A 22123-nucleotide genomic window follows, 5' to 3' on the forward strand; every position below is an offset into this window, starting at 1 on the left:
AACCCGGATCACAGGGCGCACCGAGTCCCACCCCGCCACCAGCGGCAACGACGGATGCGAGATCAAGCGCTCGAAAGCCACGCCGCCACGATAGCGATCAGCAACAGCTGACGCGTACCCGACCGAAGCGCGGAACCAGGCCCACGTCGAGGAGTCGTTTGACCGGCTCGGTTGCCCAAGATCGAAAGGCGGTGGAGATCTGGGCGCGGCAGGGAGGAGGGTGAGTCAGTAGTACGTCACGGTGACTCGATCGGAGCGGGGCACGGCCTGGCACGCCAGGATGTAGCCCTCCGCGAAGTCCTCCTCCTCGAGGATCTCGTTGTTGACGAGATCCACCTCCCCGCTCGTCATCCGCACCGCGCACGCGCCGCACTGCCCCTGCCGGCACGAATACGGCGGATTCAGGCCCGCGTCGATGATCACGTCGAGGAGGCGCTTGCCCGGTGCCCACGGCAGCACGTGCGTCTGCCCGTCGATCGAGACCTCCGCGATCGCCGCCTGGCTGTCCACCGGCTCGATCTCGAACCGTTCCACCCGGATCCGGTCCACGGGCACGCCGGCCAGCTGCAACGCCTTCTCCGCGACCGCGACGAACGCTTCCGGGCCACAGAGAAAGGCTTCGCGATCAGCGTACGGGCGGAGCACTCCCGCCAGAGCGTCCGCCGTCGGCACACCGCGCTCGCTGTCCAGCCAGTGCGTGACCGGCAGCAGGCCGGCGAGCTCGGACCCGAAGATGACGGAATCGCGATCGCGGTTCGCGTACACCAAAGAAAGATCGCCATGCCCGCGCGCCCGGACGGCCTTGATGATCCCCATGATCGGGGTGATGCCGGAGCCCCCGGCCAGCAGTAACAAATCGTCGTCGAGTGACCCGGGGGTGAAGGTGCCGGCGGGTCCCGCGACATCGAGAGTGTCGCCCGGCCGGACGTTGTCGCAGATCCAGTTCGAGACCTGACCGCCGCGGACGCGCTTGACCGTCACCTTGGGCGCCGGATCGGTGAACGGGCAGCTTGCGAGCGAGTAGCAGCGGGCGCCGGCCGGGGTGCGGACCGTCAGGTACTGGCCGGGGAGGTAGTCGAACGTCGTGTTCAGAACCAGCGAAACCGCGTCGGGCGTCTCGGCGATCACCGAAGCGACCCCGATCGGGCGGAAGGCCGGCATCAGCTCACCTCCAGGCGGCCCTCACGCACCGCGCGGTCCAGCGAGTCCCGCAGGTGGGGGCAGGTCGGCACGAGTGCGGTGGGCCGGCCGCCGGCGGCTTCGGCGAGACGCGCGCAGGCCGGCCCGGACCACTGCACGCTGGTCTGCATCGTGCTCTTCTTGCCGGCCCGGACCGGGATCCCGCAGGTCTCGCACCCGACGTCGACGAGCCCGCCCTCGAGGTATTCGCGGCGCTCGTTCACGAGGCCATCCGGGCCTGGTTCTCGGCGACCTCGGCCTCCCAGGTCTCGACCGCCCGGGTGGTGTCGACCTCGAACTCGTAGCGTGCCGTCATGTCCTCGGTGACGTCCTCGACGTCGGTGTAGAACTGCTCGTACCACCGGCGCAACTGGTACACCGGCCCGTCCTCGGCGCAGAGCAGCGGGTTGTCGATGCGGGTCTTGTTCTGCCAGATCTCCACGTCCTGCAGGAAGCCGACGCCGATGCTCTTGGAGAACTTGGACGCCGCCTTGGCCGCCTGCTCGCTGGTGAGACCGGGCAGCCGCTTGACGATGATGCCCCACTGCAGGACGAACGAGGTCGGCGTGACCGGGTAGTGGCAGTTGATCAGTACGGACTCGACCTCGATGCCGTGCCAGGTGTTGAACAGGTAGTCGATCATGTACGACGGCCCGTAGTACGCCGCCTCGGACCGCAGCGTCGTGTCACCGGACTGGCTCGCCGTGATCGGTACGTCCGGCCGGGGTCGCGTGTTGAGGAACTGCGCTGCGACGTGGCCCTCCAGGACGTTCTTGAAGAACGTCGGGAAGGCGAAGTGGATGTAGAAGAAGTGCGCCATGTCGACCACGTTGTCGATGACCTCGCGGCAGTTGGCGCCCTCGATGCGTACCGAGTCCCAGGTCCAGTCGCTCCACTCGCCGGAGAACGCGCCCTCGATGCGGGGGATGGCGACCTCGGGCGGCGGCGGGTTGCCCTGCGGGTCGTTCCAGACGAACAGCTGACGGTTCTCCTCGCAGGTCAGCCAGGATCGGGTGCGGGCTCTCATCGGAACCCGGTGTGCGTACGGAACGGCGTCACAGCGGCCGTCACCTCGCCACCGCCAGTCGTGGAACGGGCACGCGATCGTGTCGCCCTTGACCGTGCCCATGGTGAGGTCGCCGCCCATGTGACGGCAGTACCCGTCCAGGACGTGCAGGGCGCCGCCGGAGTCGGCGAAGACCACGAGTTTCGTGCCGAACGCCTCGATCGCGTGGGGCTTGCCGTCCCGGAAACCGTCGGCCAGGCCCAGGCAGTGCCAGCCGCGGGCGAACCTGGCCGGGACGGCTCCGGTGTCGATGGTGCGTGGTTGCTGCTCGCCGATGCTCATGAGCCGCTCCGGATCTGGTCCGTAAGTAGAACGTGTTCTAGTATAGGGACCGTCCTACACGCAGGCCAACCCGCTGGAGTGATCTCATGGACGCGGTCCTCGCCGGAGTGCACGACCTGTTACCCGTTCTACGGGAACGAGCGCAGGAGACCGAGGACCGCCGGGCCCTGTCTCCGGAGATCGTGAAATCGCTGGTCGAGACGGGTTTCTTCCGGCTGTTGCAGCCGACCCGGTTCGGCGGTCTCGAGGCGCACCCGCTGACCTATCTGACCTGTGTCCGCGAGCTGGCCTCGGCCTGCGGTTCCACCGGCTGGGTCGCGTCGGTGATCGGCGTGCACAACTGGCAGCTCGGGCTCTTCCCCGACCAGGCGCAGCAGGACGTCTGGGCCGGCGACCCGGCCACCCGGATGTCCTCGTCCTACGCGCCAACCGGCAAGATCACCCGAGTCGACGGCGGTTACCGGGTGACCGGGCGCTGGAGCTTCTCCTCCGGCTGCGACCACGCCACCTGGGTGCTGCTCGGCGGCATCGTGCCACCCGGCGACGACGGTTCGCCCGCCGACTTCAAGACGTTCCTGCTACCGATCGCCGACTACACGATCGAGGACGTCTGGAACACCGTCGGGCTGCGCGGCACCGGCAGCAACGACATCGTGGTCGACGGCGCGTTCGTCCCTGAGTATCGATCGCTGAGCTTCAACGACACCGCGCGCTGCCTCTGCCCCGGCCAGGAGCAGAACCCGGGACCGCTGTTCAAGATCCCGTATGCGTCGCTGTTCTCCTACGCGATCACCACACCGATCATCGGGATGGCGACGGGTGCGTACCAGGCGCACGTCGAGTACACCCGTCAGCGCGTCCGCGCGTCCTATGTGGGTGTCAAGGCCGCCGAGGATCCGCATTCCCAGGTCCGGGTGGCCCAGGCGGCCGGCGACATCGACTCGGCGTGGCTCGCGCTCAAGGCGAACATGACCGAGCTGATGGAGTACACCACCGCCGGCGAGAAGCTGCCCATGCCGCTGCGCCTGCGCTGCCGGCGTGACCAGGTCCGCGGCACCGAGCTGTCGATCCGCGCGGTGGACCGGATGTTCGAGAACTCCGGCGGCCGTGCCCTCGCGGTCGGCACCCCGATCCAGCGCTTCTGGCGCGACGCCCACTCCGGGCGGGTGCACGCCATCAACGATCCGGAGCGGGCGCTGTCCATGTTCGGCCGCGGCGAGTTCGGGCTGCCTCTCAACGACGCGATGGTGTGACATGGTGCTTGCTTTCCACCGGTCCGGCGCCGGCTCCCCGGTGGTCCTTCTCCACGGAGGCGGTCCCGGTGCGTCTGCCAAGAGCAACTTCGGGCGTACGGTGCCCGCGCTCGCACCGCACTTCGACGTCCTCGCGGTGGATCAGCCCGGATACGGCGGCTCTCTCGACGACCCGATCACCGGCCAGTACTTCACGCACGCCGCTTCCGGGCTGGCGTCGTTGCTGGACAAGCTCGGGATCGAGCAGGTGGATCTCGTCGGGAACTCGCTCGGCGGCGGCACCGCCGTACGTTTTGCTCTGAATTTTCCGCACCGCGCCCGCCGCCTTCTGCTGATGGGTCCCGGTGGCCTCAGCCTCAACGTCTTCGCCGCCGACCCCACCGAGGGCGTCAAACGGCTCGGCGCTTTCGGCGCCGCGCCCAGCCGGGAGAGGCTCGCCGCGTTCCTGCGCACGCTGGTCTTCGACCCCCGGCTGATCACCGACGAGCTGATCGACGAGCGTTTCCGGGCCGCGAGCGATCCGGCCGCGCAGCGCGCCATGCGCGAGATGGGCGCCTCGTTCAGCAACCCCCAGACGTACGAGGAGGGGCTCCTCTGGCGCGACGCGCACCGCCTGCGCCACCAGGTCCTGCTGGTCTGGGGCCGCGAGGACCGGGTCAACCCGCTCGACGGCGCCCTGGTCGCGCTCAAGGTACTGCGCAACGCCCGGCTGCACGTCTTCGGCGGCTGCGGGCACTGGGCGCACCTGGAGAAGTTCGACGAGTTCAACCGCCTGGCCATCGACTTTCTTAAGGGTGATTCTTGATGAGTCTGATCCGATCCCTCGGCTATCTGCGCGTCGAGTCCACCGACCTGCCGGCGTGGAGCGACTTCGGCACCAAGGTTCTCGGCATGACCCTCGGGCGCGGGGACTCCACCTCGTTGTATCTGCGGATGGACGACCTTCCGGCCCGGATCGTCGTCGTTCCCTCGTCGCGTGATCGACTTTTCGCCTCCGGCTGGGAGGTCGCCGACCCGGCCGCCCTCGCCCGGCTGACCGGCGTGCTCGAGGACAACGGCGTGCCGTTCAAGGCCGCCGGCGAGGACGAACTCGCCGCCCGCCGAGTGGACCAGATGATCAGCGTGGACGACCCGTTCGGCAACCGGCTCGAGTTCTTCTGCGGCGCGGCCCTGGACACCAGGCCCGCTTTGAGTGCCTATGGAACCCGCTTCGTCACCGGCACGCAGGGCATGGGACACGTCGTGCTGCCGGCTCATGACGACGCGGCCGCCCTGCGCTTCTACACCGAGGTGCTCGGCTTCCGGCTGCGCGACTCGATGCGCCTCGTGCCGGAACACCTCGGCCTGCCGCCCTCGGACAAGCCGCTCTGGATGCGGTTCCTCGGCTGCGGCCCCCGCCACCACAGCGTCGCCCTCGCCCCGATCCCGGCGCCCACCGGCCTGATCCACCTCATGGTCGAAACCGAAACCATCGACGACGTAGGCCGCGCCATCGACCGCTGCGGCCGCAACAAAGCCCCGATGATCTCCACCCTGGGCCGGCACGCCAACGACGAGATGGTCTCGTTCTACGTGCGCACGCCGAGCGGTTTCGACATCGAGTACGGCACCGGCGGCCTCACCGTCGACGACCGCACCTGGGTGGCCCGGCAGACCACCGCGCACAGCGTCTGGGGCCACCGCTTCTTCGGCGGCGGCGGGCATTGAGCAACTCCCAGCCCGGCGCCGCCTCCCTCCCCGGCGCCAGCTCCCTTCCCGCCGGCGCTTCCCCTCCGGGTGGTGGCTCCCTTGCCGCCGCTAGTTCCCTTCCCGCTGGCTCTCTTCCTGCTGGCGCTTCCCCTTCGTCCGGTGGCTCTCTTCCCGGTGGCCCTCTTCCCGCTGGCTCCCTTTCCGCTGGCTCGTTGACGGGCGTACCGGTGGGCGTGAACTCCCGGCGGTTCCGCCGGGTGTTCGGCCACTTCTGCACCGGCGTCACGGTCATCACCACCGCCGACGCCGACGGCCCCGCCGGCTTCGCCTGCCAGGCCTTCACGCCGCTGTCGCTCGACCCGCCCCTGGTCCTGTTCTGCCCACAGGACCACTCGGAGACATGGCGGCGCATCCGCGCCCGAGGCTGGTTCTGCGTCAACGTCCTCGCTGCCGACCAGCGCGACCTCTCCCGCGCGTTCGGCCTCCGCGGCGCCGACAAGTTCGCCGGCGTCACCTGGACCACGACCCCCTCCGGAGCACCGATCCTGGACGGCGCCCTCACATGGGCCGACTGCCGAATCGAGGCCGTTCACTCGGGAGGGGATCACTCGATTGTGGTCGGCCGAGTGGCGGCGCTGGGTGACTGCAGGGACGTAGGACCCCTGCTCTTCCACAAGGGCCGCTACACGGGAACGGCCACGATTTCCCCCCACGAGGCCCCCGAAGTTGTTGACACACTTCTGGCCTGGCCAAGACACACCGACTGGATCTAACCTAGCCCCATGACAGCTAGGCATGAGGAAACAAACTCACCCTGCCCACCGGCCCACAGCACGAACTGGCCCTGCCCGCCGGCCCAGGGCTACTACGCCGAGGACCTTGACCGACTCCCGGGCCTCCCACCCCACACCGAACTGATCGACGGCACGCTGGTGCTGCCGGGCCCCCAGCAGCCATTCCAAACGGAGGTCCTGAGCCAACTAGAGGCCGCCATGATCCGCCTGACACCGGCCGACGACTTCACCGTAGTCCGCCAGAAATCCGTGCTACTCGGCCGCCGCTCAAGGCCCGAGCCCGACCTGATGCTCGTCAAAGCCAACGTCGAACTCGCCAAAGACGCCACCTACTACCCACCACACGCCGTGACCCTCGTAGCCGAGGTAGTCACCCCCGACTCAGAAGCCCGCGACCGAGACCGCAAACCCCACATCTATGCCGCAGCAGGCTTCGAGTACTTCTGGCGCCTAGAAGAAGTCGCCGGAAAAATCATCCTCTATACCTATGAACTGAACAAGATGAGCCACCACTACATGCTCCTTGGCATCTTCCAGGGCCGAGTCCGCCTCGCCCGCCCCTTCCCCATCGACATCGACCTCAACGACCTCCTCACCTCCCACTCCCACTCCCACTCCCACTCCCGCTCCCGCACAGCCCGCAACCTCGGACCCGCTCTCCAGCTGTTGCCGGTTTGAGCGTCCACGCTCCCGCGCTGTTTCGCGATGTTGGGCCCGCTCGCCGGTCATTGCCGGTTTGAGCGCCCAAGATTCCGCACCGTTTCGCGACCTTGGGCCTGCTCGCCGGTCATTACCGACTTGAGCGCCCACGATCCCGCACCTGTTCGCGATGTTGGGCCTGCTCGCCGGTCATTGCCGGCTTGAGCGCCCACGATCCCGCACCTGTTCGCGACCTTGGACCCGCTCGCCGGCCGTCGGCGGCTTGAGCCTCCACGATCTCCTGTGGTGCCCGAGGCTGCGGTGGGCGGGCGACGACCTTGGCCTCGTGTGCCGGTTACTGGCGGTTTGAGCGCCCACGATCCTGCATTGCACAGCACCGGACCACTGCACTGCACTGCACCACTGCGCTGGACTGCACCGAACTGGACTGGACTGCATCGGACCAATGCACTGGACTGCACTGGACTGCACTGGACTGCAGTCAAGTCCAGTCACGTCAAGTCACGTCCACTGGACTGGGGGGCAGCTCGTGGTTTGTGGTGTCGGGAGTTGGCTAGCTGCAGTGTTCGAAGGGGCTGTCGTAGGTGGCGGCGCCTATGGAGCCGCCCCAGCGGACGCAGGTGGCTTCGGCGGTGGCTCGGACGGGGCCGGCGTAGAAGCCGAAGGAGCCGCTGTCGCTTACCTCGGTGCCGCCCTCGGGTTGGAGGTATGACGACATGGTGGCTTTGGTGCCTACGGCTGCGGTTTTGATGGTGACCACGCAGTTCTTGCCGCTGGTTGCCTGGTAGAGCAGGTAGACGCGGCCCTTCGCGGCGCCGTTCGCCTTCAGGGCGGCCTGGTCGATCACCTTGTAGCCCTGTCCGCACAGAGCCGCCGGTTTGTACGGGTTTGTCGTCACGGTGGTCGTCGGTGAGGGTGTGGCGGTCGTGGAGTCGGTGGGTTCGGCAGTGGGTGGGGTGCCGGTTGTGGCCTCGCCGGGGCCGGGTGTCTGGGGCGTGACGGAGGCGTCAGGGTTGGTCGGGCTGGTTCCGCCGGCCTTCACCGGGGAAGTGGCGGGGGCGGGGACCGCCGGGAGTTCCGGGTCGCTGGTGGTGGACTGGCCCGGCTCGGCGATCGGCAGGTCGTCGCCGATCGCCACGTCCTGCGCGCCGGCCGGTGCTGCCTGCTGGGTCTGCCCCGAGGGTGAGCTGTTCTGCTGAGCGGCGAAGACCACTCCGGCTCCGATCAGTGCAAGGACGACTGCGCCGGCTGATACGAGCAGAGCGGTGCGGTGCCCCCTGGCCGGCTCGGCCGAGGAAAAGCCAGGCACGGGGGAGAAGCCGGGCGCGGTGGAGGAGTCAGGCGCGGAGGAGGGACCAGGGACGGGGGAGAACCCAGGCGCGGGAGAGAAGCCGGGCGCGGAGGAAGACCCGGGCACGGAGGAAAACCCGGGCGCGGGGGAGAGGCCGGGCGCGGAGGAGGGGCCGGGCGTGGAGGGGCGGGTCGCGGCCTCGCGGGCTGCCTCCGCCAGTGTGGCGGCGCTCGGGAACCGCTGGACCGGGTCCTTTGCGAGTGCCCGCAACACCACCGCCCCGGCGCCCGCCGGCACGTCGGACGGGAGGACCGGTGGGTGGCCGTGGACCAGTTGGGCCAGGACCGCGAGCGGGTTGTCACCCACGTAAGGCGGGCGGCCCGCGAGGCAGGCGAAGGCTACGGCGCCCAGCGCGTACACGTCGGTGGCCGCTGAGACCGGCTTGCCCTCGGCCTGTTCCGGCGCCATGTAGTGAGCGCTGCCCATGACAACGTTTGTGCTGGTGACGCCCGTGATGCCGGCCGAGCGGGCGACGCCGAAGTCGACCAGGACGATGGCGCCGCCGGGGCGGACCAGCAGGTTGCTCGGTTTGACGTCGCGGTGGACGATGCCGGCGTCGTGGGCGGCCTGCAGGGCGTCGGCGACCTGGGACACGATTGTCATGGTTTCGGCCGCGCCCAGGCGGCCGGCCTGCAGGATGCGCTTCGACAGTGGGGTGCCGTCGATGTACTCCATGACCAGGTAGTCGAACTGGTCGTCGCCGTAGTCGTAGACCTGGACGATGCCGGGGTGCCGGAGCGCGGCCATCACCCGCGCCTCGGTCCGGAAGCGGGTGATGAACTCGGTGTCGGCCATCAGGGCCGGCAGCAGCACCTTGACCGCGACGTCGCGGTGCAGGAGAACGTCCTTGCCGCGCCACACCTCGCCCATGCCGCCGGCCGCGATCCGCTGGGTCAGCTGGTATCGGCCGTTGAGCATTTGTCCAGGGGCAAGCACCGCAACACTCTAAACGGCTCTCGATCCGTCAGGCGAGACCTGCTGCCTCGGCGAGGCCGCGGACGTGCTGGGCCGGGGTTCCGAAGAGGCGGGCGCTGTCGTACGCCCGACGCAGATACAGGTGCGCGTCATGCTCCCACGTGATCGCGAGCCCGCCGTGCATCTGCACCATCTCGGCAGCAACCGCCTGAAGGGTCTCGGAGCAGGTGACCTTCGCGACGGAGGCGAGCCGGTGTGCGTCGCCGGCGCCGGCCGTGAGTGCCTCGGCGGCTGTCAGGGACGCGGATCGGGCGGCTTCCACCCGTACCCATGCCTCCGCAAGCCGGTGTTGCAGCACCTGGAAGGAACCGATCGCCTGGCCGAACTGATGCCTGGTCTTGACGTACTCGAGCGTCAGCTCGAGGGCGCGACCGGCCGCACCGACCTGCTCCGCGCTGAGCGCCACGCACGCCACCGAGCGCAGATAGGCCTCGGGTACGGTCCCCAGACTGCGGGCCGATGTCCCGTCGAGCCGCATGGTCCCCAGTCGGCGCGTCAGGTCGAGGGATTCCTCTTCAACGATCGCCGGGTCGTCCACCTCCCAGAGTTCGCCGTTCGCGACGACCAGGAAGACGTCCGCGGTCTCAGCATCCAGGACGTGATCGGCGAACCCGAACGTCAGCGTGGCCACCCTTTCACCGGCGCAGATCTCCGGGAGCAGCCGCGCCCGCGCGTCCTCGTCGTCGGCGTGCAGCAGCGCCTGCCCGGCCGGCACGCAGCTGAGCATCGGCGCGGGGGACAGGACGCGGCCGAGTTCCTCCAGCACCACGTGGGTCTCGAGGAGGGTCGCGCCGGCGCCGCCGTACCGTTCCGGGATCGCCAGCCCGGCCACCCCGATCTCCTTGCAGAGCCGCGCCCACAGCCCGTCCGCGGCGGCCCGCACCGGATATTCGCCGAGCAGGCCGCGCACGGCCTCGCGCAGCGCATCACGTTCGTCGTTCACCGAGGTTCCTTTCCGAGTTCGGACAGCACCCGGGCGCGGTGCTGCGAGGGCGTGCCCCACGCGCCGGTCAGCACTCGTACCCTGGTCAGCCACCGCCCCAGCCCGTGCTCGCGGGTGTAGCCGATCGCACCGTGCACCTGGAGTGCCGCCGCTGCCGCCAGACCGGCCGCCTCCGCGCAGGACACCTTCGCCGCCGACACGTCGCGCGGGAGGGCGGTCGCGGCGGCGGCGTGCAGCAGCGGGCGGGCGAACTCCAGACCGACGGCCACGTCGGCGAGCCGGTGCTGGACCGCTTGGAAGGAGCCGATGGGGCGGTTGAACTGGGTGCGGCTTCTCGCGTACGCAATGGTGGTTTGAAGAAGCGCGCGCCCCGCCCCGAGCAACATCGCGGCACACGCCAGCGCACCCCGGTCGATCGCGTCACGCACGGCGGCGGAGGCCGCCGGTCCCTCGGCCAGCACGCTGCCGCGGCGGACATCGGTCAGGTGCCGGCTTTGATCAATCGATGGGTACGCGAAAACGCCGTGCCCCACGCGCACCGAGGCCGGCTCGGCAACAAGCGTCAGGTCGGCGAGCTCGGTGTCGGCGGCCAACGGCACCCACGGCGGCGCGGCGACGGTCGCCACCACCCGCCCTGCCGCGATCTCCGGCAGCCACTTCCCGGCCGGCCCGTCGTCAGCCAGCCCCGCCAGCAGCGCCGGCACCACCGCGACCGTTTCGATCACCGGTCCGGGGAGGGCGTGGTGCCCGAGCGCCTCGGCGACGACGACGAGATCGGCCGCGGTGCCGCCGAGCCCGCCCCAGCGCTCCGGAACCATCAGCCCGGCGACGCCCGTCTCCGCGAGCCGCTCCCAGGTGGTCCGCCACTGAGTCCCATGGCTGTCGTCCAGCAGGTGGTGCACGGACGCGGCGAAGGCGTGCTGCTCCGGCGCCGGGGTGAGCCTCATCGCGGTAGGCCCAGTTCCCGCTGGGCGAGGATGCTCCGCTGGATCTCGTTGGCGCCGGCGTAGATCGGTCCGGCCAGCGCGAACAGGTAGCCCGCCGTCCACACCGTGTCGATCTCGGCGCGCGGGCCGAGCAGGTCGAGGGCCGTCTCGTGGATCCGCACGTCGAGTTCGGACCAGAAGAGCTTCGTGGCACTGGGCGGCACCGGGGTGTCCAGCGACGCGTAGGCCTGCATCCGGTACGCCCGCGCCCCGATCCACGCGTCGGCCACCCGGCCGGCCAGCGCGGGGTCCGGATCGGCCAGCCAGAGCGCGACGAGCCGGTCGGCGGCGGCCGTGAACCGGCCGGGACCGCGCAGCGACAGCCCGCGCTCGTGCCCGGCCGTGCTCATCGCGACCCGCCAGCCGTCGCCCGGCGGCCCGATGACGTCCTCGTCCGGGACGAACACGTCGTCGAGGAAGATCTCGGCGAACCCGGCGGTGCCGTCGAGCTGCTCGATCGGCCGCACCGTCACGCCCGGCGCGCGGAGGGAGAACATCAGGTACGTCAGGCCGCGGTGGCGATCGCCGGACGAGCGGAACAATCCGAACGCCCGGTCCGCGACCACCGCCCGGGAACTCCACGTCTTCTGCCCGCTGAGCAGCCAGCCGCCGTCGACCGGGACGGCGCGCGACCGCAGAGCCGCGAGGTCGCTGCCCGCCTCCGGTTCCGACCAGGCCTGCGCCCACACCTCGTCGCCGCGGGCCATCGGCGGCAGGATCCGCGTGCACTGCTCCGCGGTCCCGTGTGCCAGCAGCGTCGGTGCCAGCAGGAACAGGCCGTTCTGACCGATCCGTACGGGCGCGCCGGCCGCGTGGTACTCCTCGTCGAACAGCAGAGCGTGCAGTGGGGGTGCGGCTCGTCCGCCGTACTCGATCGGCCAGGACACCGCCGCCAGCCCGGCCCCCGCCAGTCTCCGTTCCCACTCGCGGTGCGCGGTGTTCCCCTCGGCCGTGTCGACTCCCGGTAGCGGAACCGGTGGCACGTTCGCGGCCAGCCAGCTCCCTACTTCGTCGCGGAAAGCCACCGCGTCCGCGTCGAGGTCGAGATTCACCGCGCCGCTCTCTTCATCGCGGCCGCGTCGAGGCCGGCGAGCGGATCCGCGCTGACCTCGGCGTTGTGCGCGTGCGCGACGTGGTGCAGCCCGAAGACCGAGTCCATCCCGGCCCGCATGCCCATCTGGTCCTCGCACTGGTTGACCGCGCGTTTCGCCAGGGCCAGCCCGAACGACGGCATCGCCGCCACCTTCTCCGCCAGCGCGAACGTCGCCGTCTCCAGGTCCTCCCGCGGAACCACCCGGTTGACCATGCCCACCTCGTAGGCCCGGCGCGCCCCGAACCGCTCCCCGGTGAACAGCACCTCCTTGGCGAACCGCGGACCGAGCACCCAGGGGTGCGCGAAGTACTCCACGCCGGGGATGCCCATCCGCACCACCGGGTCGGCGAAGAACGCGTCCTCGCTCGCCACGATCAGGTCGCAGACCCAGGCCAGCATCAGCCCGCCCGCGATGCACGCGCCCTGCACCATGGCGATCGACGGTTTCGGCATCTCCCGCCACCGCCGGCACATCCCGAGGTAGACCTCCATCTCCCGGGCGTACCGTCGGTCGGCGCCGTCGCGGGTCGTGTGGTCCCACCACTGCACGGCGCGGCGCGGGAAGGGTGTATCCGCGTCCCGTTCCGGCGTGCCGATGTCGTGCCCGGCGGAGAAGTGGTCGCCGGCGCCGGCCAGCACGATCACCGCCACCGACGGGTCGTCGACAGCGCGGGTGAACGCGTCGTCCAGCGCGTACGTCATAGCCGAGTTCTGCGCGTTGCGGTAGCGCGGCCGGTCCATCGTGACGAGGGCGACCGGCCCGCGCTGCTCGTAACGCACGACGGTCACCGCAGCGGCCCCTCACGCAGCAGGTATTTGACTACCTTGCCGGAGGCGTTGTGCGGCAGCTCCCGCCGCATCTCCACACTCCGCGGCACCTTGTAGCCGGCGAGCCGCTCCCGGCAGAACGCGATCACCTCGATCACCGAGACGCCGTGCCCCTTCCGCGGCACCACGTAGGCGGCGCCGACCTCGCCGAGCCGCCGGTCGGGAACGCCGACCACGGCCGCCTCGGCGACACCGTCGTGTTCGGCCAGGACCCGCTCGACCTCGGCCGGATACACATTGAACCCACCCGATACATACATGTCCTTGAGTCGATCCGTGATCGTCAGGTTCCCCGCCGGGTCCAGCCGCCCGATGTCTCCGGTGTGCAGCCAGCCGTCCGCGTCGATCGCGTCGGCCGTGGCGTCCGGGTCGTCGAGGTAGCCGAGCATCACGTTCGGCCCGCGCAGCAGCACCTCGCCGTTCTGCTCGGCGATCCGCACCTCGAACCCGGCCGCCGCCCGGCCGCTGGTCTGCGCCACGGTCTCGTCGTCGTCACCGGGCCGGCACATCGTCGCGACGACGGCCTCGGTCAGCCCGTACGCCGTCAGCACGCTGTCGAACCCCAGCTCGGACCGGATCCGCCCGACCAGCGCGGGCGCGACGGTGGCCGCACCCGTGACCGCGAGCCGCAGCGACGACAGGTCGTGCTGAGCGCGGTCCGGATGGTCGAGCAGGCTGAGATAGAGGGTCGGCGCGCCCGGCAGCACCGTGATCCGCTCCGACTCGATCAGCTCCAGGGCCCGGCGTACGTCGAAGACCGGCAGCGGCACCACGGTCGCCCCGCTGAGCAGGCAGGCCAGAATCCCGGCCTTGAGCCCGAAGCTGTGGAAGAACGGGTTGACCACCAGGTAACGGTCGCCGGGCTGGAGCCCGCCGATCTCCGCCCACGCACCGGCGACGCCGAGGGTCTGGCGGTGTGCGCTCATCGCGCCCTTGGAGCGACCGGTCGTCCCGGACGTGAACAGGATGTCGCTCACGTCGTCGGGGCTGACGGAGGTCGCCGGGTCGCCGCCGGCCCGGTGCCGGAACGCGGCCCACTCGGGCAGCCGCACCACCAGGCCGGGGAGCGGAGCGCCGGCGGCCTCGAGCTCGGCGATCCGGTCCCGGCCCAGGAAGGGCCCGGCGACCACGAGCGCCTGCGCGCCGCTGCGGGTGATCACGTCGGCGGCCTCGACCGCGGTGTAGCGCGTGTTGACCGGCACCAGCGTCGCACCGGCCGAACTCGCGCCGAGCGCCGCGAACATCCACTGTGCCGAGTTGGGCGCCCAGATCGCCACCCGGTCCTTCGGCCTGATCCCCGATGCGGCGAACGCGCCGGCCACCGCGCGGACCTCGTCCCGCAGCTCGGCGAAGCTCCATCTGCCGACGCCCGGCTCCACCAGCGCCGGTGCCGAACCGAATCGCTGTGCCGCCCGCTCCACCGCCGCCGGGATGGTCTGATCCATCGCGGCCTCCTATGGACTTACCAAGCAAGTGCTTGGTCGGTAGGGTGAGCTTACGCGTGATCCGGGAGGTGGCGCCAGTGGACGACGACGAGGCGTTTCGCCGCGAGGTGCGCGATTGGCTGGCCGCCAACCTCACCGATGAGGTGCGCGGCGCCGGCGGACCCGGCCGGGAGAACGAGGCCTTCGCGCAGCGCCTGGCCTTCGCGCGGCGCCTTGCGGCCGCCGGATGGAGCACGCTGGCCTGGCCGGTGGCGCACGGTGGGCGGGGCGCGTCACTCAGGCGGCAGGTGATCTTCCATGAGGAGTACGCGGAAAGCGCCGCCCCCAGCCGCGTCGACCACATCGGGATCACCATGGTCGGCCCGACACTCATGGATCACGGCACCGAGGCGCAGCGCGCGCGTTTCCTGCCGGCGATCGCGTCGGTGGACGAGTTGTGGTGCCAGGGCTATTCGGAGCCCGGAGCGGGGTCGGACCTGGCCGGCGTCACCACCCGCGCCCGGCTCGACGGCGACGAGTGGGTGCTGACCGGCCAGAAGGTGTGGACGTCGCTCGCACACGTGGCGGACTGGTGCTTCGTGCTGGCCCGCACGTCACCGGTCGTCGAGGGCGAGCCCCGGCACCGCGGGCTCTCCTACCTGCTGGTGCCGATGCGGCAGCCGGGTGTCACCGTCCGGCCGATCCGGCAGCTGACCGGTGACAGCGAGTTCAACGAGGTCTTCTTCGACGACGCGCGCACGTCCGCGGACCTGGTGGTGGGCCGGGTCGGCGACGGCTGGAGGGTGGCCATGGCGACCCTGGCGTACGAGCGGGGCGCGGCCACGGTGGGCCAGCAGATCGGGTTCCAGCGGGATCTGGACGATCTGGTGGCGCTGGCCCGGGGCAACGGGGCGGCCGCGGATCCGGCGGTGAGGGATCGGCTGACCCGGGCGTGGATCGACCTGACGGTGCTGCGGTCGCACACGCTGCGCAGCCTGTCGGCGCCTTCGCCGCCACCGGGGAACCCGTCGGTGGTCAAGCTGCTCTGGACCCGGTGGCGGCAGGGCCTCGGTGAGCTGGCGATGGACGTGCTGGACGCGGGGGCGCCGCCCGAGGCCGCCGAGCGGTGGCGCAAGTTCTTCCTGTTCAGCCGGGCGGACACCATCTACGGCGGCTCCAACGAGATCCAGCGCGGCATCCTCGCCGAACGGGTCCTGGGCCTACCCCGCCAGGCCCGCCGGTGACCCCGTCCCCGCCTCCCTCGCCGGCCCCTTCTCCCTCGCCGGCCTCTTCTCCCTCGCCGGCCTCTTCTCCCTCGCCGGCCTCTTCTCCCTCGCCGGCCTCTTCTCCCTCCAGTCCGCCTCAGCCTCCGGCCGGGCGCGGGCTGCTGACGGGGAAGGTTGTCGTGGTGACGGCGGCGGCGGGGGCGGGGATCGGTGCGGCGGTGGCGCGGCGGTGCCTGGACGAGGGTGCGCGGGTGGTGCTCGGCGACAACCACGAGCGGCGGCTGGGTGAGGCGCGCGACCGGCTGTCCGGGGCGTACCCCGCCCGGGTCTGGGCGGTCCCCTGCGACGTGACCGACGAGGACGACGTGCAGCGGCTGATCGACGGTGCCACCCACCGTTACGGGCGGCTCGACGTCCTGGTCAACAACGCCGGCCTGGGCGGGGACCGTCCGGTCACCGAGATGACCGACGACGAGTGGGCCCGCGTCCTGGACGTCACCCTGACCGGCACGTTCCGCTGCACCCGGGCCGCGCTGCGCCGGATGATCGCGCAGGGCAGCGGGGGAGCGGTGGTGAACAACGCCTCGGTGCTCGGCTGGCGGGCGCAGGCCGGGCAGGCGCACTACGCCGCGGCCAAGGCCGGCGTCATGGCGTTCACCCGCTGCACAGCCCTGGACGTCGCCGAGCACGGCATCCGCGTCAACGCGGTGGCGCCCAGCCTCGCCGCGCACCCGTTCCTCAGCAAGGTCATCAGCGCCGAGGAACTGGACGCTCTCGCGGGCCGGGAGGCGTTCGGCCGGGCGGCGCACCCGTGGGAGGTGGCGACCGTGGTGGCGTTCCTCGCCAGCGACTACGCCTCCTACCTGACCGGCGAGGTCATCTCCGTAAGCAGCCAGCGCGCCTGAAACCCCTCTTGTGTGGAGTTGGGGTGTGCAGGGCGGCCGAACTTCACACGCAAGGTCTGGCGGCCGGTTGTGTGTGGAGTTGAGGTGCGCAGGGCGGCCGAACTTCACACGCAAGGTCTGGCGGCCGGTTGTGTGTGGAGTTGGGGTGTGCAGGGCGGCCGAACTTCACACGCAAGGTCTGGCGGCGGGTTGTGTGTGGAGTTGGGGTGTGCAGGGCGGCCGAAATCAACACACGGGGGTTTTCATCTATGTTACGGGGCAGTAGATTGTAACGCGTTCTACTTTCTGGGAGGACGCGATGAAGCGGCGGCTCACCGGTGCGACGGTTTTCGGCCTGGGAATACTCTGCGTCCTCCTGGCCGGCGCGCTGGCCTGGATCATCGTGCCGTCGCAGCGGAAGGTGCCGCTCGACCTGGTACCCCCGGATGTGGTCGTGGAGGGGCCGAACGCGTCGTTCGTGCAGGCCAAGTCGCTTCCCGACGGCACGCTGCAGGTGGTCGTCGAGAATGCCGGGCTGCGCACCACCACCGGCATCAAGCCCGACTTCGCGGCGGCTGCCGAGCTCACCGGTGACCTCGCCGACAACACACTGATCTGGAACGTGTACCACGCGACGGACCGGACCGACACGGGCGAGGCGATCAACCGGTCCGAGAGCCGGGTCGCGCTCGACCGGGTGTCCGGCGCGGCGGTGCCCTGGGAGGGCCAGTGCCACAACGAGACCAAGGAGGACCCGGCCCAGAACATCGCCTGCACCCCGGGCAACGTGCAGTTCGAGGGCCAGCTCTACCTGTTCCCGTTCGGCACCGAGAAGACCACCTATCAGTACTGGGACTCGGCGCTGGAGGACGCGCTGCCGATCGAGTACGAGGCTGAGGAGAACTTCCACGGCCTGCCGGCGTACCGGTTCGTCCAGCAGGTGCCGCAGCAGGTCATCGAGATGGACGAGCAGACGCTCGACGTGCTGCTCGGCTTCCTGGCGCCGGGTGCGACCACCGCGACGGTCAACTACCAGGCCACCCGCACGCTGTGGGTGGAACCGGAGACCGGGGCCATCATCGGGTACCGCGAGCAGCAGCACCGGGAGCTCCTGCCGAACGCCGGCGGACCGGTGGTCATCTTCGACGCGGATCTGCAGTATGACGAGGCCACCCTGGACGCCGTGCACGATCAGGCCGCGAGTGGGCGTACCCAATTGCTGTTGCTCGGCTTCTGGCTGCCGCTCGGCCTGGCGCTTCTCGGCGTCCTCCTCGCGGTCGCCGGCTACCTGATCGCGCGGGGTGGCCGGACGCGCCGCACGCACACCCCATCTCACGCCGAGTCGGAGCCGTCGCCGGTGCCGCAGACCTGAGGCGCCGGATGGCAGGCCGTTCCGTCGTCTTCCTGAACTGGCGCGACACCCGTAATCCGGAGGGTGGCGGCTCCGAGGTCTACACCGAACGGGTCGCCGCCGAGTTGGTCCGGCACGGGCACCGGGTGACGCTGTTCTGCGCGGCACACGACGACGCCCCGGCGGACGAGACGTTGCCGTCGGGCGTGCGCGTCGTCCGCCGGGGGAGCCGGCACACGGTTTATCTAAGGGCATTTCTTGCGTACGTGACCGGCAAGCTCGGCCGGCCGGATGTGCTCGTGGACGTCTGCAACGGGGTGCCGTTCCTGTCTCCGCTGTACGCACGGTGTCCGACAGTGGTCGTCGTCCACCACGTGCACCGGGAGCAGTGGCGAGTGGTGCTCGGCCCGGTGTGCGGCCGGGTCGGGTGGTGGATGGAATCGGTCGCGGGGCCCTACGTCTACCGCCGTTGCCGCTATGTCACGGTGTCGGCGGCCACGCGGGACGAACTCGCCGGGCTGGGCGTCGACCCGGGGCGGATCACGGTGGTGCCCAACGGGTTGAGTCCGGTCCCGGTGCGGCGGGTCGCGCGTACGCCGTACCCATGCCTGGTTGTTCTCGGACGTCTTGTCCCGCACAAGCGGGTGGAGATCGCCCTGCGCGCCCTGGTGGCGCTGCCGCAGGCGCGCCTGATCGTCGTGGGCCGGGGCTGGTGGGAGCGTGAGCTGAGGCAGCGGGCCGCCGCCCTGGGTGTGGCGGAACGCACGCAATTCACCGGCTATGTCAGCGAGTGCGAGAAATACCGGTTGCTGACCGCCGGCTGGGTCGTGCTCGTGCCCTCGGTCAAGGAGGGCTGGGGCCTGACGATCTTGGAAGCGGGCGCGTGCGGCACGCCGGCGATCGCGTTTCGGCAGGCCGGGGGCGTGCGCGACGCGATCCTCGACGGGCACACCGGGCTGCTCGCTGACGACTTCGAGGACCTCGTGGCGCAGACCCGGCGGCTGCTGACCGACCGCGGGCTGCGGCAGCGGATGGGTGCCGAGGCCCGCGCCTACGCCGGGGGTTTCACCTGGTCACTGACCGGGCGGCGGATGGATTTCGTCCTCCGCGAGGTGCTCGGCCAGGTCCCGGCCCCGGAGGCGCCGGCGTCTCCGGGGGCGCCGGTTCAGCGGGCGCCGTAGAAGTCCGGCGGCACCAGCGGATCGTTGTCGGACATGTTGCTGGCGACCTCGCTGGCGCTCGGGTTGACCGCGGCGAGGACGGTGGTGACGCCGATGACGGCGAGCGCCACGGCGACGATCGCGCTCAGCAGCAGGATCTTCAACGTGATCTCCTCCTTCTACAGCCGTTCCAGGATGGTCGCGGTGGACATCGCGCCGCCCGCGCACATCGTGATCAGGGCGGTTCCGCGGTCCGAACGCTCCAGTTCGTGCAGTGCCGTGGTGATCAGCCGGGCGCCGGTGCTGCCGACCGGATGACCGAGAGCGATCGCGCCGCCGTTGACATTGACCCGGTCCGGGTCGGCGCGGTGGACGCCCTGCCAGGAGAGCACCACGCTGGCGAACGCCTCGTTCACCTCGAACAGGTCCACGTCGTCGATCTTCATCCCGGCGCGGGACAGGACCCGGTCGGTGGCGGCGATCGGGCCGTCCAGGTGGTAGAACGGCTCGGCGCCCACCAGGCACTGCGCCACGATCCGGGCGCGCGGGCGCAGGCCGAGCTCATCGGCGCGATCGGCGTCCATCAGCAGCACCGCGGCCGCGCCGTCGGAGATCTGCGAGGAGGTGCCCGCGGTGTGCCGGCCGTCCGGCAGCACCGGGCGCAGCGCCGACAGCCCCTCGAAGGTCGTCTCGCGCAGGCCCTGGTCGCGCTGCACGCCCGCGACCGGCGTCACCTCACGGTCGAAGCGACCCTCGGCCCAGGCGCGCGCCGCGTTCTCCTGGGAGCGCACCCCGAACCGGTCCAGGTCCGCCCGGCTCAGGCCGCGCCGCTCGGCGATCCGCTCGGCAGCCAGGTACTGATTCGGCATGTCGATGTCCCAGGAGTCCGGCCGGGGCGTGCCGGCGGTGCCCAGGTTGGCCCGCAGCGGCACCCGGCTCATCGACTCCACCCCGCAGGCGACGCCGACGGTGATCGCGTCCGCAGCGATCAGCCCGGCGATCAGGTGGGTGGACTGCTGCGCCGAGCCGCACTGCGCGTCGATCGTGGTGCATCCGGTCGTGTGCGGCAGGCTGCCGTGCAGCCAGGCGGTCCGGGTGATGTTGTTGGACTGCTCGCCGCCCTGCGTCACGCAGCCGCCGATGGCCTGCTCGACCAGCGCGGGGTCCAGGCCGGCCCGGGCCAGCAGCGCCCGCTGTGCGGCGCCGAGCAGCTCGGCCGCGTGCAGGCCGGACAGCCATCCGTCGCGGCGCCCGATGGGTGTCCGGACGGCGCCGACGATCACCGGTGCGCCCAAGTCAATCTCCACGCTTCAGATAGAACGTGTTCTCGTTGAGAACCTACCATCGAGAACGAGGTTCGTGTATGAACGCGATAGAACCTGTTTCTCCTCTTCTTCTCCTGGAGGGGTTGTGGCTGAGCCGCGTACCCGCATCGACTTCACCGATCCGGAGATCTACGTCCACGGCATCCCGCAGGCCGAGTTCGCCGAGGCCCGGCGCAACTCACCGGTCTGCTGGATCCCGCAGGAGCGTGGGAGCGCCGGATTCGACGACGACGGGTACTGGGCGGTGACCCGGCACGCCGACGTGATGGCCGTGTCCCGTGACAGCGAGACGTTCTCCAGCCGGGAGAACACGGCGATCGTCCGCTTCCAGCCGGACATGACCCGCGACCGGATCGAGATGCAGCAACTGGTGCTGCTCAACATGGACCCGCCGCAGCACACCAAGCAGCGGGCGATCGTCTCGCGCGGTTTCACGCCGCGCGCCATCAACAGCCTGCGCGAGACGCTGACCGCCCGTGCCGAGCGCATCGTCGCGTCCACGGCCGGTGACGTCGGCGACTTCGTCACCGAGATCGCGTGCGAGCTGCCGTTGCAGGCCATCGCGGAGCTGATCGGCGTACCGCAGGACGACCGCCGCAACGTCTTCGACTGGTCCAACTCGATGATCGGCTACGACGACCCGGAGTACGGCGGCGTCCAGGACCCGATGACGTCGGCGATGGAACTTCTCGGGTACGCGATGCAGATGGCCGACGACCGGCAGACCTGCCCCCGCGACGACATCGTCTCCACACTGGTCAAGGCCGAGATCGACGGAGAGCACCTCTCCACCGACGAGTTCGGCTTCTTCGTCCTGATGCTCGCGGTCGCCGGCAACGAGACCACCCGCAACGCCATCTCGCACGGCATGCTGGCGCTCCTCGAACACCCCGACCAGTGGGACCTCTACAAGTCCTCGCGCCCCCGCACCGCCGTCGACGAGATGGTCCGCTGGGGCACTCCCGTCAACGCCTTCCAGCGCACCGCCACCCGGGACACGACAGTCGGCGAGGTCGAGGTGAAGGCCGGCCAGCGGGTGGCCATGTTCTACGGCTCGGCGAACTACGACGAGGACGTCTTCACCGACCCCCAGACCTTCGACATCCTCCGCAGCCCCAACCCGCACCTCGGCTTCGGCGGCAGCGGAGCCCACTTCTGCCTGGGCGCCAATCTGGCCCGCCTCGAGATCGACCTCATCTTCAACGCCATCGCCGAGCACATGCCCGCAATCGCCCTGGCCGGCGACCCCCAGCGCCTGCGCTCCGGCTGGCTGAACGGCATCAAACACCTGCCCGTCCGCTACCGCTGAGGCGTTTGGTCGCGGCCGTAGCGCCGCTTGCGGTGGGTGCTGGGTCGCGCTGGGCGGGCCAGGCGGCGGGGTGTTTGGTCGCGGCTGTGGCGCCGCTTGCGGTGGGTGCTGGGTCGCGCTGGGCGGGCCAGGCGGCGGGGTGTTTGGTCGCGGCTGTGGCGCCGCTTGCGGTGGGTGCTCGGGTGGCGCTGGGCGGGCCAGGCGGCGGGGTGTTTGGTCGCGGCTGTGGCGCCGCTTGCGGTGGGTGCTCGGTGGCGCTGGGCGGGCCAGGCGGCGGGGTGTTTGGTCGCGGCTGTGGCGCCGCTTGCGGTGGGTGCTCGGTGGCGCTGGGCGGGCCAGGCGGCG

20 protein-coding genes and 1 pseudogene are annotated in these 22123 nt (G+C 70.5%); 10 read left to right on the forward strand and 11 right to left on the reverse strand.

What is annotated here, in order from left to right:
* Positions 1–225: 225 nt before the first annotated feature.
* The 3 genes from AB0M02_RS23150 to AB0M02_RS23160 are packed head-to-tail and all read right to left on the reverse strand — an operon-like array spanning position 226 to position 2527.
* Positions 226–1161, reverse strand: a complete 936-nt coding sequence (locus AB0M02_RS23150) for a ferredoxin--NADP reductase (RefSeq protein WP_364229847.1) — start codon at positions 1159–1161, stop codon at positions 226–228.
* Entirely contained in the window at positions 1161–1403 is a 243-nt protein-coding gene (locus AB0M02_RS23155) for a hypothetical protein (RefSeq protein WP_364229849.1), read from the reverse strand. The genes AB0M02_RS23150 and AB0M02_RS23155 overlap by 1 nt, the downstream gene beginning before the upstream one ends.
* Positions 1400–2527, reverse strand: a complete 1128-nt coding sequence (locus AB0M02_RS23160) for a Rieske 2Fe-2S domain-containing protein (protein WP_364229851.1) — start codon at positions 2525–2527, stop codon at positions 1400–1402. Before AB0M02_RS23160 ends, AB0M02_RS23155 begins: the two co-directional genes overlap by 4 nt.
* A gap of 86 nt (positions 2528–2613) precedes the next feature.
* Here AB0M02_RS23160 and hsaA point away from each other — a divergent pair, with 86 nt between their 5' ends.
* The 5 genes from hsaA (at position 2614) to AB0M02_RS23185 (ending at position 6941) form a co-directional block, all read left to right on the forward strand.
* Positions 2614–3780, forward strand: coding sequence for a 3-hydroxy-9,10-secoandrosta-1,3,5(10)-triene-9,17-dione monooxygenase oxygenase subunit (gene hsaA / locus AB0M02_RS23165; protein WP_364229853.1), 1167 nt, complete (start codon positions 2614–2616; stop codon positions 3778–3780).
* 1 nt (position 3781) lies between these two features.
* Positions 3782–4585, forward strand: coding sequence for a 4,5:9,10-diseco-3-hydroxy-5,9,17-trioxoandrosta-1(10),2-diene-4-oate hydrolase (gene hsaD, locus AB0M02_RS23170; RefSeq protein WP_364229855.1), 804 nt, complete (start codon positions 3782–3784; stop codon positions 4583–4585).
* Positions 4585–5487, forward strand: coding sequence for an iron-dependent extradiol dioxygenase HsaC (gene hsaC, locus AB0M02_RS23175; RefSeq protein WP_364229857.1), 903 nt, complete (start codon positions 4585–4587; stop codon positions 5485–5487). Before hsaD ends, hsaC begins: the two co-directional genes overlap by 1 nt.
* 194 nt (positions 5488–5681) lie before the next feature.
* A complete protein-coding gene (hsaB, locus tag AB0M02_RS23180) occupies positions 5682–6242 on the forward strand; it encodes a 3-hydroxy-9,10-secoandrosta-1,3,5(10)-triene-9,17-dione monooxygenase reductase subunit (protein ID WP_364229859.1) in 561 nt (186 codons plus the stop codon).
* A gap of 9 nt (positions 6243–6251) precedes the next feature.
* Positions 6252–6941: a Uma2 family endonuclease gene (locus tag AB0M02_RS23185; RefSeq protein ID WP_364229860.1), complete on the forward strand. Its 690-nt coding sequence runs from the start codon at positions 6252–6254 to the stop codon at positions 6939–6941.
* Between the two features lie 535 nt (positions 6942–7476).
* On the opposite strand, the gene AB0M02_RS23190 is transcribed toward AB0M02_RS23185, so the two are convergent.
* The 6 genes from AB0M02_RS23190 to AB0M02_RS23215 are packed head-to-tail and all read right to left on the reverse strand — an operon-like array spanning position 7477 to position 14544.
* Positions 7477–9210, reverse strand: coding sequence for a protein kinase (locus tag AB0M02_RS23190; RefSeq protein ID WP_364229861.1), 1734 nt, complete (start codon positions 9208–9210; stop codon positions 7477–7479).
* Between the two features lie 28 nt (positions 9211–9238).
* Entirely contained in the window at positions 9239–10192 is a 954-nt protein-coding gene (locus AB0M02_RS23195) for an acyl-CoA dehydrogenase family protein (protein WP_364229862.1), read from the reverse strand.
* A complete protein-coding gene (locus AB0M02_RS23200) occupies positions 10189–11139 on the reverse strand; it encodes an acyl-CoA dehydrogenase family protein (protein WP_364229864.1) in 951 nt (316 codons plus the stop codon). Before AB0M02_RS23200 ends, AB0M02_RS23195 begins: the two co-directional genes overlap by 4 nt.
* On the reverse strand, positions 11136–12230 hold the full coding sequence (locus AB0M02_RS23205) for an acyl-CoA dehydrogenase family protein (RefSeq protein ID WP_364229865.1): 1095 nt from the start codon (positions 12228–12230) through the stop codon (positions 11136–11138). The genes AB0M02_RS23200 and AB0M02_RS23205 overlap by 4 nt, the downstream gene beginning before the upstream one ends.
* Positions 12227–13060 carry an enoyl-CoA hydratase gene (locus AB0M02_RS23210; protein ID WP_364229867.1) on the reverse strand — a complete coding sequence of 278 codons (834 nt, stop codon included), beginning with the start codon at positions 13058–13060 and terminating at the stop codon, positions 12227–12229. The genes AB0M02_RS23205 and AB0M02_RS23210 overlap by 4 nt, the downstream gene beginning before the upstream one ends.
* Complete coding sequence (locus AB0M02_RS23215) at positions 13057–14544, reverse strand: FadD3 family acyl-CoA ligase (RefSeq protein WP_364229869.1); 1488 nt, start codon at positions 14542–14544, stop codon at positions 13057–13059. Before AB0M02_RS23215 ends, AB0M02_RS23210 begins: the two co-directional genes overlap by 4 nt.
* Before the next feature lie 77 nt (positions 14545–14621).
* On the opposite strand from AB0M02_RS23215, the gene AB0M02_RS23220 reads away from it, so the two are divergent.
* From AB0M02_RS23220 to AB0M02_RS23235, 4 genes and pseudogenes are all read left to right on the forward strand, one after another.
* Positions 14622–15767, forward strand: a complete 1146-nt coding sequence (locus AB0M02_RS23220; RefSeq protein WP_364229871.1) for an acyl-CoA dehydrogenase family protein — start codon at positions 14622–14624, stop codon at positions 15765–15767.
* A 110-nt stretch (positions 15768–15877) separates the two neighbouring features.
* Positions 15878–16654, forward strand: a pseudogene (locus AB0M02_RS23225) (SDR family oxidoreductase); the annotation flags it as partial.
* Between the two features lie 298 nt (positions 16655–16952).
* Positions 16953–18005, forward strand: coding sequence for a DUF3068 domain-containing protein (locus AB0M02_RS23230; RefSeq protein ID WP_364229872.1), 1053 nt, complete (start codon positions 16953–16955; stop codon positions 18003–18005).
* Between the two features lie 8 nt (positions 18006–18013).
* A complete protein-coding gene (locus tag AB0M02_RS23235; RefSeq protein WP_364229874.1) occupies positions 18014–19165 on the forward strand; it encodes a glycosyltransferase family 4 protein in 1152 nt (383 codons plus the stop codon).
* Here AB0M02_RS23235 and AB0M02_RS23240 read toward each other — a convergent pair.
* Together AB0M02_RS23240 and AB0M02_RS23245 are read right to left on the reverse strand one after the other, a co-directional pair.
* Positions 19150–19308: a hypothetical protein gene (locus AB0M02_RS23240; RefSeq protein WP_364229876.1), complete on the reverse strand. Its 159-nt coding sequence runs from the start codon at positions 19306–19308 to the stop codon at positions 19150–19152. The genes AB0M02_RS23235 and AB0M02_RS23240 overlap by 16 nt on opposite strands.
* Before the next feature lie 15 nt (positions 19309–19323).
* On the reverse strand, positions 19324–20439 hold the full coding sequence (locus AB0M02_RS23245; RefSeq protein ID WP_364230011.1) for a steroid 3-ketoacyl-CoA thiolase: 1116 nt from the start codon (positions 20437–20439) through the stop codon (positions 19324–19326).
* Between the two features lie 115 nt (positions 20440–20554).
* On the opposite strand from AB0M02_RS23245, the gene AB0M02_RS23250 reads away from it, so the two are divergent.
* A complete protein-coding gene (locus tag AB0M02_RS23250; RefSeq protein ID WP_364229878.1) occupies positions 20555–21778 on the forward strand; it encodes a cytochrome P450 in 1224 nt (407 codons plus the stop codon).
* Positions 21779–22123 lie beyond the last annotated feature (345 nt).

The sequence above is a fragment of the Actinoplanes sp. NPDC051861 genome (assembly GCF_040681145.1).
In the GTDB taxonomy this organism is placed as follows: Bacteria; Actinomycetota; Actinomycetes; order Mycobacteriales; family Micromonosporaceae; genus Actinoplanes.